At 70.0% G+C, this 15,046-nt stretch carries 13 protein-coding genes; 5 read left to right on the top strand and 8 right to left on the bottom strand.

The window, feature by feature from the left end; genetic code table 11:
* Window positions 1–227: 227 nt before the first annotated feature.
* Complete coding sequence (locus tag BJ979_RS04105; RefSeq protein WP_179565450.1) at window positions 228–1,328, top strand: GntR family transcriptional regulator; 1,101 nt, start codon at window positions 228–230, stop codon at window positions 1,326–1,328.
* Window positions 1,329–1,447: 119 nt separating this feature from the next.
* On the opposite strand, the gene BJ979_RS04100 is transcribed toward BJ979_RS04105, so the two are convergent.
* Genes BJ979_RS04100 through BJ979_RS04085 form a run of 4 tightly spaced genes read right to left on the bottom strand, consistent with a single transcriptional unit; the run spans window position 1,448 to window position 5,821 of the window.
* A complete protein-coding gene (locus tag BJ979_RS04100) occupies window positions 1,448–2,581 on the bottom strand; it encodes a glycoside hydrolase family 76 protein (protein ID WP_179565448.1) in 1,134 nt (377 codons plus the stop codon).
* Window positions 2,578–3,834: an ABC transporter substrate-binding protein gene (locus BJ979_RS04095; RefSeq protein ID WP_179565446.1), complete on the bottom strand. Its 1,257-nt coding sequence runs from the start codon at window positions 3,832–3,834 to the stop codon at window positions 2,578–2,580. Before BJ979_RS04095 ends, BJ979_RS04100 begins: the two co-directional genes overlap by 4 nt.
* Before the next feature lie 32 nt (window positions 3,835–3,866).
* Window positions 3,867–4,793 carry a carbohydrate ABC transporter permease gene (locus BJ979_RS04090; protein ID WP_179565444.1) on the bottom strand — a complete coding sequence of 309 codons (927 nt, stop codon included), beginning with the start codon at window positions 4,791–4,793 and terminating at the stop codon, window positions 3,867–3,869.
* Window positions 4,790–5,821 (bottom strand): carbohydrate ABC transporter permease, encoded by a 1,032-nt coding sequence (locus tag BJ979_RS04085; protein WP_179565442.1) that lies wholly within the window; start codon window positions 5,819–5,821, stop codon window positions 4,790–4,792. The genes BJ979_RS04090 and BJ979_RS04085 overlap by 4 nt, the downstream gene beginning before the upstream one ends.
* Window positions 5,822–6,052: 231 nt before the next feature.
* Here BJ979_RS04085 and BJ979_RS04080 point away from each other — a divergent pair, with 231 nt between their 5' ends.
* Window positions 6,053–7,258 carry a glycoside hydrolase family 76 protein gene (locus BJ979_RS04080; protein ID WP_179565440.1) on the top strand — a complete coding sequence of 402 codons (1,206 nt, stop codon included), beginning with the start codon at window positions 6,053–6,055 and terminating at the stop codon, window positions 7,256–7,258.
* A 251-nt stretch (window positions 7,259–7,509) separates the two neighbouring features.
* Window positions 7,510–8,382, top strand: coding sequence for an alpha/beta fold hydrolase (locus BJ979_RS04075; protein WP_179565438.1), 873 nt, complete (start codon window positions 7,510–7,512; stop codon window positions 8,380–8,382).
* A 72-nt stretch (window positions 8,383–8,454) separates the two neighbouring features.
* Here BJ979_RS04075 and BJ979_RS04070 read toward each other — a convergent pair whose 3' ends face one another.
* A complete protein-coding gene (locus tag BJ979_RS04070) occupies window positions 8,455–8,904 on the bottom strand; it encodes a MarR family winged helix-turn-helix transcriptional regulator (protein WP_179565436.1) in 450 nt (149 codons plus the stop codon).
* Window positions 8,905–9,021: 117 nt separating this feature from the next.
* Between BJ979_RS04070 and BJ979_RS04065 the strand changes: the two genes are divergently transcribed.
* On the top strand, window positions 9,022–9,630 hold the full coding sequence (locus BJ979_RS04065; protein ID WP_179565434.1) for an NADPH-dependent F420 reductase: 609 nt from the start codon (window positions 9,022–9,024) through the stop codon (window positions 9,628–9,630).
* 183 nt (window positions 9,631–9,813) lie between these two features.
* Window positions 9,814–11,262: an MFS transporter gene (locus BJ979_RS04060; protein ID WP_179565432.1), complete on the top strand. Its 1,449-nt coding sequence runs from the start codon at window positions 9,814–9,816 to the stop codon at window positions 11,260–11,262.
* Window positions 11,263–11,337: 75 nt separating this feature from the next.
* Here BJ979_RS04060 and BJ979_RS04055 read toward each other — a convergent pair whose 3' ends face one another.
* Genes BJ979_RS04055 through BJ979_RS04045 form a run of 3 tightly spaced genes read right to left on the bottom strand, consistent with a single transcriptional unit; the run spans window position 11,338 to window position 15,039 of the window.
* The gene (locus BJ979_RS04055) at window positions 11,338–13,131 is read right to left on the bottom strand and encodes an ABC transporter ATP-binding protein (protein WP_179565425.1); all 1,794 of its coding nucleotides are present in this window, start codon (window positions 13,129–13,131) and stop codon (window positions 11,338–11,340) included.
* Entirely contained in the window at window positions 13,131–14,048 is a 918-nt protein-coding gene (locus BJ979_RS04050) for an ABC transporter permease (RefSeq protein WP_179565423.1), read from the bottom strand. The genes BJ979_RS04055 and BJ979_RS04050 overlap by 1 nt, the downstream gene beginning before the upstream one ends.
* A gap of 10 nt (window positions 14,049–14,058) precedes the next feature.
* Window positions 14,059–15,039, bottom strand: coding sequence for an ABC transporter permease (locus tag BJ979_RS04045; protein ID WP_179565421.1), 981 nt, complete (start codon window positions 15,037–15,039; stop codon window positions 14,059–14,061).
* Window positions 15,040–15,046: the final 7 nt, after the last annotated feature.

Genomic DNA, 15,046 nt, shown 5'->3' with positions numbered 1-15,046 from the left:
TCTTGGTGCGGATGATGTGGTTCTGAGGTTCTTCGAGTTCTGAGGGCGGCGAGTTGAGCCGCGATGCCTCAAGTCTGAAACCTGTGGATAACTGCTGTCAACCCGAGGCGTCGAAACTTGAGTACACCTGACTCAACTCTCAGTTCCCGCCCAGCATTCCCGACGCAGCCGGGCGCGGCCGGGTTCGCCTCCAATCGGTATATTCATTCGACATAAGGAGGGCGAGGATGCTCTACAAGCAGGTGCACGAGACGCTGCGCGACGAGATCCGCGTGGGGGCTCACCCCGTCGGCGAGCGGCTGCCCTCCGAGGCCGAGCTCATGGAGCGCTTCGAGGTGAGCAGCATCACGCTGCGCCGCGCGCTCGACCTGCTGCGCGGCGAGGGCTACGTCTCGCGCCGGCCGCGCGTCGGCACGATCGTCATCAGCACCGACCCGAGCCCGGCCCCGGTCGCCGCCGAGACGGGCCACCTCACGATCGGCTGCGTCGTCACCAACTTCGACGACACCTTCGGCAGCCGGGTGCTCGAGGGGCTGCTCGAGCAGGACGACCCGCGCATCCACCTCGCCCTGAGCCGCTCGCACGGCGACCAGGAGCGCGAGAACGCGCAGGTGCGCACCCTGATCGAGTCGGGCGTCGCCGGGCTGATCGTGCTGCCGAGCTCGTCGGAGTACATCCCGCCGTCGGTGCTCGAGCTCGTCACCCAGCGCTTCCCCGTGGTGATCCTCGACCGCAGCTACGACGGCGTGCCGCTGTCGACCGTCAGCAGCGACAACTTCGCCGGAGCCAAGGCCGCGACCGAGCACCTCATCGACCTCGGCCACCGCCGGGTCGGCTTCGTCACCTCGACCTCGCACGTCTCCACCGCCGACGACCGGCGCAACGGCTGGGTGCACGCGCACGCCGCCCGCGACATCCCGCTGCCCGACGGCCGCGAGCTGCGAACCCTCGGCTCGGTCGTGCCCGACAGCCACGATCCGATCGAGGATGACGTCGCCGCGCTCGAGGCCTTCGTGGCGGCCGACGCCGAGACCACCGCCTACCTCGTGACCGAGTACAACCTGGCGCTGCTGCTGCGCGAGGCCTGCCGGCGGCAGGGGATGAGCGTTCCCGGCGACGTGTCGGTCGTCTGCTTCGACCATCCGGCCGCCGCCTTCGATCGCGAGCTGTTCCGCTTCACGCACGTCGAGCAGGACCAGTACGGTCTCGGGTCGCGCGCGCTCGAGCAGGTGCGCGCGCAGATCGCCGACCGCGGCAGCATCGGCCGGGTCGTGCTGCCGACACGGCTCGTCGAGGGCGCGTCGACGGCGCCGGCCGGCGGGCGCTGAGGCGCGAGCCCGCCGGGCGCAGGCGCGGGGCACAAGCAGCCGCGCGCCGGGCGCACGCGAACGGCGCGGCCCGGGTTGCACCCCGAGACCGCGCCGCCGCGCTCGCCATGACCCTCGCGCTAGTCGCGCGCGCGCTCCAGCTCCGCCCGCAGCTCGACCGCCATCACCGCGCTGAGCAGGGTCGAGTAGTGGATGGGCGCCTCCGAGGTGCGCGACCAGTCGTCGTCGGGCCGCAGCACCGCCTCGGCGAGCCCGCCGTCGGCATCCGCCCCCGACATCGAGCTCGCCCAGAGCGCGTCGGTGCTGCTCTCGACGAATCCGCCCAGCTCGGCCCGCTCCTCGGGCGCGAGATGCGGCAGCAGGGTGCCGAGGTAGCGGTAGAAGACGCCCTTGAAGAGGCCCTCGTCGCCGCCGTCGCCCTCGTCATCGAAGACGCTGCCGTCGCTCGACAGCTCGCGGATCGCCGTGCGCGCCGTGCGCAGCGCCGCCGGCACGAGCGCGCCCGCGGCGGTCTCGTGCTCGCCGACGCCCGCCTCGGCGAGCGCCACAGCGGCACCCACGTAGAGGCCCTGGTTGTAGGTGAAGCGCCACTGCCGATCGACGACGCCGTCCTGCTCGCGGTTGACGCCGTCTTCGACGAAGCCGGTCTCGGCATCCACCAGATTGAGCGTCAGCCAGGTGAAGGCGCGCACCGCGTAGTCGACGAAACGGCGGTCGCCGGTCGCCCGGAACAGCCGGGCGCCGAGGATCACGAAGGGCCCGTTCGCCGGGGTGTTCTTGTAGTACGGCTGCTGCTTGCGCCACGCGACGCTCGCGCCGAGCGCGTCGTTCCAGCCGAACTCGCGCACGTGCTCCCACAGCGCGATCGCGTCGGAGCGGTAGCGCTCCCCCGCACCGGCCCCGTCGCGGGCGTCGAGCGCGTCCGCCAGCCGCAGCGACGCGAGCGCGAACCAGAGCATGTCGTCGAAGTAGTCGTTGAACAGCTCGCCCGCGTTGCGCTCGAGGATGTTCTCGTGCACCCGCACCGCCTGGTCGAGGCCCTCGCCCGCCGGGTCGCGCAGCGCCGCGTCGATGCGGGTGTCGATCAGGTGCGCGAGCCACCAGTAGTTGAAGACCTCGTCGTCGCCCTCGGCGAGCGGATGCCGGTTGTGCAGCAGCTGCGGCCAGGGCGCCGCGAAGAGGGCGTCGATGCTGCGCTGCGCGACGTCGGCGCGCTCGTCCCAGACGGTCGCGATCGCGGTGGTCGTGCTCACTTGCGGTTCTCCTTCAGGATCTTGTCGCCGGTCGAGGTCGCCTCGGCCAGGGCCTCGTCGGCGCTGATCTCGCCGATCATGAACTTCTGCAGCGCCGGGATGAGCGCCTTGCCCTCCACGTCGGAGTAGCCGCGCACGCTCGGGCGCACCTTCGCGAACTGCAGGGTCTGGATGAACGCGGCGTAGTGCTCGTCCTCGGTGAAGTACGGGTCTTTCGAGGCCTCGACGTTGGCCGGGATCCAGCCCGAGATCTTCGCGAAGTCGACGCCGTTCTTCGCCTCGGTCGTCCACCACTTCATGAACGCCCACGCTCCGGCCGAGTTCTTCGCGCCCTGGGGGATGACCAGCCCGAAGCCGCCCATCGCGGCGGCCGTATCTCCGCTCGGTCCGGCCGGCGGCGGCACGATGCCGTAGTCGAGGCCGTCGACCTTGTCGAGGTCGGCGAGAGCCCACGGGCCGTTCAGGCGCATGGCCGCGGTGCCCTGGGCGAAGGCGTCGACGCCGTCGCCGAAGCCCGACTCGTAGACGCCCGCGTCGAGCAGCGACTTCCAGTAGTCGAGCACCGCGTGCCCGGCCGGGGAGTCGTACTCGACCTTCGTCTCGTCCTTGTTGAGCAGCTCGCCGCCCGCCTGCCAGAGGTAGCTGTTGAACAGACCGGGGTCGTCCATCAGCAGACCGGCGCGCTGCAGCTTGCCGTTCGCATCCCGCACCGTCAGCTTCTCGGCCGCGGTCTTCAGCTCCTCCCAGGTGGTCGGCGGCTCGACGCCCGCGTCGGCGAGCATCTTCTTGTTGTAGAAGAGCGAACGGTTGTCGACCAGCAGCGGCAGGCCGTAGAGCTTGTCGCCGACCGTCAGCTCGTCGACCGCCGGGGAGTAGAAGGCATCCATGTCGACCTTGTCCTTCTTCACCAGGTCGTCGATCGGCATGAGCGCCTTCTTGGGCGCGTAGAGCGCGGTCGCGTAGCGGTCCCAGAGCACGAGGTCGGGAACCTGGCCGCCGGCGATCGCGGTGAGCAGCTTCTCCTCCACGATCTCCTGCGCGACGTACTTGACCTCGTACTTCGACTGGGAGTCGTTGAAGGCCTTCGCCTGCTGGTTGAGCTGAGCGACCTGCGTGCCGCTCCAGCTGCCCCACATCGTGACCGCCTCGCGGCCGTCGGAGGTGCCGGGGTCGGATGCGCCGCATCCGGCGAGGGCGATCGCGGCGGCCGCGATGCCCACGAGCGGGGCGAGCCGCCTGCTGATCCTGTTCATCGTTCTCTCCTTCGAGACGGTGTGCTGTGGACTCATCCCTTCGACCCCACGTGGGCGACGCCCTCGATGATCCAGCGCTGCGCGATCACGAACAGCGCCAGCACGGGCAGGCTCGCGATCACGGTGCCGGCCATGAGCGGGCCGAAGCTCTTGTTGTATTCGCCGACGAAGCTCGCCAAGCCGACCTGGACGGTCAGCATGCTCTGGTCGTTGAGCACGAGCAGCGGCCAGAGGAAGCTGTTCCAGCCGGCCTGGAAGCTGAGGATCGCGAGCACCGCCAGGCCCGCCTTCGCGAGCGGCAGGTAGATGGTCCAGAAGATGCGGAACTCCCCTGCGCCGTCGATGCGCGCCGCCTCACCCAGCTCGGCGGGGATCGACTCGAAGAACTGCTTCATGAAGAAGACGGCGAAGGCGCCCGCGGCACCCGGCAGGATGACCGCCAGGTAGTTGTTGATGAAGCCGAGCCCGCCGTTGCCGGTGATGTCGTTGCCGCCGACGAGCGGGAAGCGCCGCAGGATCAGGAAGGTCGGGATCATCGTGACGATGCCCGGGATCATCAGCGACGACACGAACATGCCGAACACGGCGCCGCGCCCGCGGAAGCGCAGGCGGGCGAGCGCGTAGCCGCCGAGCGAGCCGAAGAACATGTTCGTCAGGGCGCCGCCGACCGCGAGCACGAGGCTGTTGACGAAGTACCGGCCGAAGGGCACGCGGGTGAGCGCATCCACGTAGTTGTCGATCGTGGGCTGGTTCGGGAACAGGCTCGGATTGCCGAGCACCTCGCCGGCGGGCTTGAGCGAGGTGCTCAGCGTCCAGATCAGCGGCGTCACGGTGATGACCGCGATCGCGATGACCGCGACGTACCAGGCGATCTCCTTCGCCGTGCGGCGGGTGCGCGCCTGCGGCGACAGCGGGCGGTGCCGCGGGATGACGCGCAGGTCGGGGGTGGCGGCGCTCATGCGCGACCTCGATTCGTCAGGCGGGCGTTGATGAGCGAGAAGACGAGGATGATCGCGAACAGCACGAACGACAGGGCCGAGGCGTAGCCCATCTCGAGCGACCCGAATCCCTTGTTGTAGATGTAGTAGACGATCGTGATCGTCGAGTTGCCGGGTCCGCCCTTGGTGAGCACGTAGGCCTGGTCGAAGACCTGGAAGGCGCCGATGATCAGCAGCGTCGACACCAGGAACGTCGTGCGCGACAGCGCCGGCACGGTCACGTGGCGGAACACCTGCCAGGCGTTCGCGCCGTCGAGTCGCGCCGCCTCCTTGAGCTCCTCGGGAACGCTCTGCAGCCCGCCGAGGAAGATGATCATGTTGCCGCCGAAGCCGGCCCACACGCTCATCAGCACGATCGCCGGCATCGCCCACTGCGAGCTGTAGAGCCAGGCGGGGCCGTCGATGCCGACCCAGCCGAGCGCCGTGTTGAGCAGGCCGTACTGCGGGTTGAGCAGCCAGAACCAGATGCTCGCCGTCGCGACCGTCGACGAGACGACGGGGATGTAGAACAGCGTTCGGAACAGCCGCACCGCCCGCGCCTTGCGATTCAGCAGCAGCGCGGTCGCGAGCGCGACGACGAGCCCGAGGGGCACGTAGAGCAGCGTGTACCAGGCCGTGTTGCGCAGCGAGATCCAGAAGAAGGGATCGTCGAGGATGCGCGCGAAGTTGTCGCCGCCGACGAAGGCCGCGTCGCCGATGATCGCGTAGTCGGTGAAGCTGATCACCGCGGCGATGACGATGGGCAGCATCCCGAACACCGCGAACAGCGCGACCGGCACGAAGAGGAAGATGCCGGCGCTGACGGCCTGCTGGCGGCGGGTCGGGTCGATGCCCTTCGGGTGACGGACCGGCCGGATGCGACGGATGCCGCGCGCGGGTCGGCGGCCGGGGCCGTCACCGCCGGCTCCGTCGCCGGCGCCGTGCTCGACGAGATCGGCCGCGCCGCCGGCGAGGTGCGCCTGCGTCTCGGGCGTGGTGATGACGCTCATCGCGTCGCCGCGGAATCGGGGCGGGCGGCGGGGCGCTCGCTGCTCGGGTTCACGGTGTCTCCGTTCCGGGCCTCATCGCCCGTCCGACGGGACCGATCCCGTCCCCCGACGCCGTCGTCGGGTGCGTATAAGAATATTGATTCTCTTGATTCGCGCAATAGACACGTTTATATATAGATATTGAGCGCATCCATTCGGGGCATGCGCCCGTTCCGACTCGATGGGGAGATCATGCGAACGACCACCACCGCCCTCGCCCTCGGCGCCGCCCTCGCCGGCGCCGTCATCCTGGCTCCGGCCGCCGCCGTCGCGGCACCCGCGGCGGCTCCGCCGGGAGGTGCCGGGCACCAGGCCCACACCGCGACCGCTGCTTCCGCCGCATCCGCCGCATCCACCGCCGACCAGGCAGCCGACCAGGCCGCCGACGAGTCGTTCGCGGCGCTGCTCGCCCAGTTCTACGACCCCGGCAAGAAGTACTTCTTCACCTACAGCGACCACGTCATCCACGACGAGCACGCCCACGGACCCGAGGCCGGGCTCTACACCGACTACTGGTGGGAGGCGCAGCTCTGGGAGACCGTGATGGACCGCTACCAGCGCACCCACGACGCCCAGAGCCGTCAGCTCATCGACGATGTCTACGACGGCTTCACCGCCGCCTACCCCGACTTCCGCGACAACGACTGGAACGACGACATCGGCTGGTGGGCGCGCGGCTCGATCCGCGCCTACGAGCTGACCGGCGAGAGCCGCTTCCTCGACTCGGCGAAGGAGAAGTTCGCCTACATCGCCCAGTACGAAGACACGCAGTACGGCGGCGGTCTGTGGTGGAAGAACGTGGATGTCGGCGACGGCACGAAGAACGAGAAGAACATCGCCACCAACGGCACCTTCGTGCAGACCGCGGTCAAGCTCTACGACGCGACCGGCGACACCGCCTACCTCGACACCGCGAAGCGCATCTTCGGCTGGCTCGAGGCGACCTTCGACACCCGCCAGGGCCACCTCTACGACCACATCTCCGGCGGCGGCGAGCTGGCCGACTGGCCGTGGACCTACAACTTCGGCGGCTACGCGAGCGCGGGCCTGCAGCTGAAGCTCGCGACCGGCGACGACCACTACCTGCAGGTCGCGACGCGCGCCGCTGACTGGGCGCTCGCGAACCTGCCCGGGGATGACGGCGTGCTGCCCGACGAGGGCAGCGATGACACCGGCGGGTTCAAGGCGGTCTTCACCCGGGCCCTGCGCGACCTCGTCGACCAGGGCGGCCAGACGCAGTACGAGCAGGCGCTGACCGTGAACGCCGCGGCGGCGGCCGCGCACCGCAACGGCGCCGGACTCGGCGGCGGCGACTGGGCGGTCACCCCGGCCGACGGCCCGGTGCAGAGCCTCACGGCTTCGGCGTCGGTCGCGGTCATCCAGCAGGCGCGGGGGTGAGCGCGTTCGGGTGAGCGCGTTCGGCTGAGCGCTTGCTGCTCGTCGGGTCCGGCCGATCGCGCCGGGATGCTGGCCCGAGTTGCCCGCTTCCGCGGCCTGTCGCGTACGACGCACCGCGGAAGCGGGCGACTCAGCGGACGACGGCGGATGCCGGCGACGGTGGTCGCACGACCGCGCACCCCGGCGGAGCCCACTCGAACGTTGGCTGGATTCGACTCGTGCGGCGCCGCTGCGGCGACTTGGATCAGAGCATGCCCACCGTCACCACCGCGCACGCCGAGATCGAGTACGTCGAGAGCGGCCGTCCTGACGGGCCGGCGGTCGTGCTGCTGCATGGCTTCCCCGACGGTCCGCGCACCTGGGATGCCGTCGTCGGCCGCCTGCCATCGGACGCGCGCGTCATCCGGCCCCTGCTGCGGGGTGTCGGCGGATCACGGTCGCTCGACGGCACGATCACCGGCCAGATCGCCGCGCTCGCCGACGACGTGCTCGGCCTGGTCGAGGCGCTCGAGCTGCGCGATGTCGTGCTCGTCGGCCACGACTGGGGCGCCCGCGCGGCGCACGCCGCGGCAGTGCTCGCCCCCGACCGTGTGCGCTCGCTCATCACGCTCGCCACCGCCTACGGCCCGCGGACCGAGCTCACGGCCGCCGAGTCGCTCGACGACGCCGCGGTCGCCTGGTACCGCTACTGGCTCTGCACCGAAGCCGGCGCGACGACGTTCCGCAGCGACCCGCATCCCCTGCTGCGCTGGTCGTGGGACCACTGGTCGCCGGCCGGCACCATCCCCGACGCCGAGCGGGCCGAGCTGCTCGCGCTCTTCGCGACACCGCAGTTCGCCGAGACGGTCGTGCACTACTACCGCCACGGGGCCGGCGAGGCGGCGGGCGACGAGCGCTACGCCGCGGCGCAGCGCCTGCTCGACACCTGGCCGGCGATCGAGGTGCCGACGACGTTCTTCGTCGGCACGGAGGACGGGTGCGAGACCCTCCCGGCAGCCCGGGCCGCGGCGAGCTCGTTCGCGAACGGGTACGACCTCGTCGAACTCGACGGCGTCGGGCACTTCGTGCAGCGGGAGGCGCCGGATGCGGTGGCTGAGGCGATCCGCGCGGCACTCGCGGGCTGACGCGCGGCGGAGATCAGCACCGCTCAGCGGAACCCAGCACCGCCCAGGGGACCCGGGACCGCCCAGCGGCGCTCAGCGCCGCTCGCGCAGACGCGCGACGATCCCGGCGAGCGGCTCGCGGATCGCATCCAGCTCCGACCGCTCGAGGTGGTCGAAGATCGCGTCGCGCACGAGCGCGGTGTGGCCGGGGAACGCGCCCTCGACCCGCGCGCGGCCCTCGTCCGTGAGCGCGACCTGCACGCCGCGATCGTCGCCGGCGGCCGCGGCACGCTGCACGAGACCCTGCTTCTCGAGCTGGGTCACCTGGTAGGTGAGGCCGCTGCGCGAGTGCACGATCGCGTCGGCGAGGTCGCGCATCCGCTGCTCACCCTGCGTGAGCAGCGTCGCGAGGATCGAGAACTGCAGCGGGGTGAGTCCATGCTCGGCGAGCTGCGCGGTCACGGCGCGCTCGATGAGGTTCCCCGCCGTCACGAGCGCCTGGTAGGTGGCGAGCTCGGTCGCATCGAGCTTGCGGTCGGCCATGGGCGCTCCAGGGGTCGGGAAACTTTTTTGTTCGAATTGGAATAACCATGAATGGCGCGTGCTTGTTCCAATTCGAATGATCCGGCACGAGGTCGGATCTCGGAAGAAGGACATCCCATGCGTATCACCATTCTCGGAACCGGTCAGGTCGGCATCACCCTCGCGGGCGGCCTGATCCGCGCCGGTCACGACGTCGTCTTCGGCTCGCGCACCCCCGACGCCAAGGAGCTGCCGGCACCGGCGCTCGAGCCCGCCGCCGCGATCGACGGCGCCGACCTCGTCGTCAGCGCCCTGCAGGCCTCCGTCTCGCTCGAGGTGCTGCCGACGCTCGCCGACGCGCTCGACGGCACGGTGCTCATCGACCTCGGCAACGCGGTCACCCCGGCGTTCGAGCTGATGTACCCGAACTCGAGCCTCGGCGAGAAGCTGCAGCAGGCGCTCCCCCGCACCCGCGTCGTGAAGTCGCTCAACTCGCTCGCGCTCGTCACCGCGGTCGACCCGGGCGCGCTCGCATCCACCTCGAACGTCTTCCTCTCGGGCGACGACGAGTCGGCGAAGCAGCTCGTCTCCGGCGTTCTCGCCGACCTCGGCTGGGCGCCGTCGCAGCAGATCGACCTCGGCGGCATCGCCACCGCGAAGGGCCCCGAGCACTGGTTCGTGCTCTACGCGATCCTCATGATGCAGCGCGGACCCTCGTTCAACCTCGGCATCATCCCCGCGTCCTGAGCGCGCATCCGACGTCGACGGCCGCCTCGGGGTCACGTAACTCGGGAGATCTGTCGCCAGCTGAGGCGCACGCCTCATCACGGCACAGATCTCCTGAGTTATGTCATGGCCCGGACGAACGTGGCGCCCGGGCACCCGGAGAGGGGACGCGAGCGCGACACCCGGGGCGGCTAGGGTGCGGCCATGAGCGATCCCCAGGCGCCGACGCCCGCCTCGCCGCAGTCCGACGCGGGCAGCGCCCACGCCGCCACTCCCCCGATCGTCGCCAACACGGGCGCGGTCGGCGTGACCGGCATCGAGCTGCAGGAGGGACGCGTCATCCCCCGCAAGCAGGTCGCCTCGTGGGCGCTGTGGGACTGGGCGACGCAGCCGTTCAACTCAGTCATCACCACCTTCGTCTTCACGGTCTACCTGACGAGCAGCCTGTTCCTGCCGAAGGATGTCGCGGCGCTCGACGAGAACGACCCGATCCGTGAGGCCGCCACCGCCGACCTCACCTCGAACCTCGGCTGGGCGGTCGCGATCGCCGGGCTGCTCATCGCCCTGCTCGCGCCCGTGCTCGGGCAGCGCTCCGACGCCGCCGGACGCCGCAAGCTGTGGCTCGGCATCTCGACCGTGCTGCTCGTGCTGTGCATGTTCGCGATGTTCTTCACGACGGCCTCGGCGAGCTGGTTCTGGTACGGCGCCGCACTCGTCGCGATCGGCTCGGTGTTCAGCGAGATCGCCGGCGTCAACTACAACGCGATGCTCGTGCAGGTCTCGACGCCGAAGACGATCGGACGCATCAGCGGCCTGGGCTGGGGGCTCGGCTACCTCGGCGGCATCGTCGCGCTCGGCATCGTCGTGGTGATGCAGCAGAGCGGATGGTTCGGCATCCCGACCGGCGAGGGACTCAACATCCGCCTCATCGCCGTCGGCTGCGGCGTCTGGGCGATCCTGTTCTCGATCCCGCTGTTCCTCAACGTGCCCGAGGCGCCGCCGTCGCCGGAGCGCGAGCGCGTGTCGTTCTTCGGCAGCTACGTGGTGCTGGCGCGCGACATCCGCCGCATCTGGCGCGAGACACGCCCCACCTTCTGGTTCCTGCTCGCGAGCGCCGTCTACCGCGACGGCCTCGCCGGCGTCTTCACCTTCGGCGCGATCATCGCTGCTCGCATCTTCGGCTTCAGCGACACCGAGGTGATCGTGTTCGGCATCGCCGCGAACCTCATCGCCGGCGTCTCGACGATCGCCGTCGGCCGGCTCGACGACCGCTTCGGCGCGCGGGCGGTCATCCTCGGCGCCCTGATCGGGCTCGTCGCCGTCGGCCTCATCGTCTTCCTGGCGCGGGATGCGGGCACGACCGTGTTCTGGATCTTCGGCCTGATCCTCTGCATGTTCGTCGGCCCCGCGCAGGCGGCGTCGCGCTCGTTCCTCGCCCGGGTCACGCCGGCCGGCCGCGAGGGCGAGATCTTCGGCCTCTACGCGACGACCGGACGCGCGGCGAGCTTCCTCTCCCCCGCGCTCTGGGCGCTCTTCATCGGCCTGTTCGGCGCGACCGCCTGGGGCATCCTCGGCATCGTGATCGTGCTGCTCGCCGGGCTCGTGCTCATGCTGTTCGTGAAGGTGCCGCCCGCGGCGAGCGCCGCGCGCTGAGTTGCCCGCTTCTGCCGGGTTACGACCGCCGAACGCGACCGAACCGGGCAACTCGCGCCCGAGGGATGGTGCGCGCTAGCTCGCGGCGCGAGCTCGACGAGGGTCAGGCACCGCATCCAGCAGGGCGACCGTGTACTCGTCCTGCGGGTGCTGCAGCACCTGGGCCGTCTCGCCGCGCTCGACGACCTGGCCGTCATGCAGCACGAGGATGTCGTCGGTGATCAGGCGCGCGCTGAGCAGGTCGTGCGTGATGTAGAGCAGCGACACGCCCCACTGCTCGCGCAGGTCCTCGAGCAGCGCGAGCACACCAGCGCGCAGCGACACGTCGAGCATTGAGACCGGCTCGTCGGCGATGATCACCTGCGGGTCGCTCGCGAGGGCGCGCGCGATGACGACCCGCTGACGCTGGCCGCCGGAGAGCTGGTGCGGCAGCTTCTGCGCGAACTGCTCGACGGGCGTGAGGCCGACGGTCTCGAGCAGCTCGCGCACGCGATGCCGCGCCTGCTGCTTGGTCGCGCCGGTGAAGTTCACGATCGGCCGGGTGAGGATGTACTCCACCGTGTGCAGCGGATTCAGCGCCGCGTACGGGTCCTGGAAGACCATCTGCACATCGCGGTGCAGCTCACGCACCCCCTTGCCGCGCAGCTTCGCCACATCCACGTCGCCGAAGGTGATGCGCCCCTCGGAGGGCGCCTCGACGCCGGTGATCATCTTCGCCAGGGTCGACTTGCCCGAGCCCGACTGGCCGACGAGCGCGAGCGACTGGCCCGGCTCGAGCGTGAACGTCACGTCGCGCACGGCGCGCACCGGGTCCTCGCCGCGGCGCGGCGCCGGGTAGGTCTTCGAGACGCCGTCGACGACGATCGCCGCCTGCGCCGAGCGCTTGCCGCGGGTTCCCACAGACGGGGCCGAGGTCGCGGTGTCGGCGCGCGCGCGGCCGTCGGCGCGGCGCACGCTGCGGTCTTCGAAGCCCGGAAGCGAGACGACCTCGGCGCGCGGATCGGCGTAGTGCGACAGCAGCATCTGCGTGTACTCGTCCTGCGGATCCTCGAGGATCTGCTGCGAGGTGCCGTCCTCGACGATGCGGCCCTCGTGCATCACGAGCACGCGCTCCGTCGACTCGAGCACGATGCCGAGGTCGTGGCTGATCAGCACGGCCGTGAAGCCCTCCGACTGCTGCAGCGCGCGGATGGTGTCCATGACCGCGTGCTGCACCAGCACATCCAGGGCCGTCGTCGGCTCGTCGAAGACCATCAGCTGCGGCTCGAGCGAGAGCGCGAGCGCGATCGAGACGCGCTGACGCATGCCGCCCGAGAGCTCGCCCGGGTAGCGGTCGAGCATCGACACCGGCAGCTCGACCTTCGCGATGAGGTCTTCGCTGTTCTTCTGCCAGCGGTCGCGCGGCACATGGCCGTGCGCCTTGTAGATGTCGATGAAGTGGTCGCGGATGCGGCGCACCGGGTTGAGCGCGTTCATGCCCGACTGCAGCACCATCGCGAATCCGCCCTGGCGCTGCTGGCGCAGCTCCTCGGTGCCGAGCTCGCGGATGTCGCGGCCGTCGAAGAGGATGCGCCCCGAGTTCGTGCGGGCCGGCGGCTTCTGCAGCCGGGTCAGCGCGAAGCCGAGCGTCGACTTGCCCGAGCCCGACTCCCCCACGAGTCCGACGAACTCGCCCTTCTTCAGGGTGAAGGAGACGTGGTCGACGGCCTGCACGGGCGCCTGGCCCGGCGATTCGTAGACGACCGAGAGCTCGCGCACGTCGAGGATCGGCTTCTCGGCTGCCGCTTCGGCCGGGTTCGAGCCGGCGCCCGCGGCCGGCGCGGTCGCGGTTCCGGCAGCGCCGTCGGCGGTCAGTGTCGTGTCGCTCATCACTTGGACTTCCCCTCGCGCAGGCGGGGATTGCTGACCGCATCCACGCCGAAGTTGATCAGGGTCAGGCTCATCGCCAGCAGCGCGATGCACAGACCGGGCGCGAACAGCAGCACCCACTGGCCGGTGAGCAGCGAGTTCGAGTTCTGCGCCCAGTAGAGGATGGTGCCCCAGCTGACGATGCTCGAGTCGCCGAGCCCGAGGAACTCGAGGCCGGCCTCGGCGAGGATCGCGCTGGTCGCGGCGCCGAAGAACGAGCCGACGATGAGCGAGGTCATGTTCGGCAGGATCTCGCGGAACACGATGCGCCCTGCCCGGTCACCCGAGAAGCGGGCGGCGGTGACGAAGTCGCGGCCGCGCAGCGACTGGGTCTGACTGCGCAGCACGCGCGCGCCCCACGCCCATCCGGTGACGACGATCACCGCGATGATGACGCCGAAGCCGCCGTTCTGCAGGTAGGCCGCGATGACGATCATGAGCGGCAGCGCCGGGATCACCAGGAACAGGTTCACGATGAACCCGATCACGTCGGCGCCGAAGCCGCGGATGTAACCCCAGCTGAGGCCGACCGCGACGGCGACCAGCGTGGCCAGGATGCCGGCGACGAAGCCGACCAGCACGCTGACCTGCGCTCCGTAGATGAGCTGGCTCAGCACATCCTCACCGGCGGCCGTCGTGCCCAGCCAGTGGGCCGGGCTCGCATCCGCGTTGCGTTCGAAGGTGTTCGTCTGCGCACCGTAGGGCGCCAGCAGCGGGGCGAAGATCGCGACCAGGATGAAGATCGCGAGGATGATCATGCCGAGCTTGGCCTTGTTGTTCGACCAGATCACGCGGATCATGCGGCCGATCGTGCGCAGCGGCCCCGGCTGCTTCTGCTGTGCCGGGTCGTCGAGCTTGAGCATCTGAGTGCTGGTCATCGTGTGCCCCTCACTTCCGGGTCCGCGGGTCGAGCACGCCGTAGAGGATGTCGACGAGGAAGTTCGCGACCAGCACGCTGACGGTGATCATGAGGAACAGCGCCTGCATCAGCGGGTAGTCCTGCCCGATGACGGCGTTGAAGAGCAGGTAGCCGATGCCCGGGTAGCCGAACACCTGCTCGACCAGCACCGATCCGCCGACCACGCCGCCGAGGGCGAGGCCGAAGCCGGTCAGGTTCGGCAGGATCGCGTTGCGGGCGGCGTAGCGGATCGCGACGGTGCGGCTCTTCAGGCCGTTCGCCTCGGCGAAGGTGACGTAGTCGTCGCCGAGGGTGTTGATCATCGCGTTGCGCATGCCGAGGATCCAGCCGCCGAGCGACGTCACCAGGATCGTGACCGCCGGCAGGATCGCGTGGTAGAGCGCATCCACCGCGAATGATCCGGTGAACGCCGGCGTCGTCGTCGCCGAGTAGGCGCCCGTCGTCGGGAACACGTGCAGCACGTAGCCGAGGAAGAACAGCAGCAGCAGCGCCGTCCAGAAGTAGGGGAACGTCGACATGAAGCTGCCGCTGAGCGTGGGCAGCGCATCCAGCCACGTTCCGCGCTTCCACGCGGCGGCGACGCCGATGAGCGTGCCGATCACGAAGGCGAGGATCGTGACGACGCCGACGAGGATGATCGTGTACGGCAGCGCGCCGCTCACCAGCTGCGACACCGACTGCGGGTAGAAGGTGTAGCTCGTGCCGAAGTCGAGCGTGATCACCTGGTGCAGGTAGCTCACGTACTGCTCGAAGATGTTGCCCTTCGGGATTCCGAGCTGGGCCTCGATCGCCCTGCGGGTCGCCTCGGTGACGGGGCCGTTCTGCGAGAGCTTCGCGATCGCGGCGTCGGCCGGGGTGCCCGGCATGAGCCGCGGCAGGATGAAGTTCAGGGTCACGGCGGCCCACAGCGTGAGCACGAACAGACCGAGCTTCTGGAGGATGTACTTCATCGTTCCC

The sequence above is a fragment of the Schumannella luteola genome, from assembly GCF_013408685.1.
Taxonomy (GTDB): Bacteria; Actinomycetota; Actinomycetes; order Actinomycetales; family Microbacteriaceae; genus Schumannella; species Schumannella luteola.
This window is presented reverse-complemented; position numbering and strand designations above follow the sequence as displayed.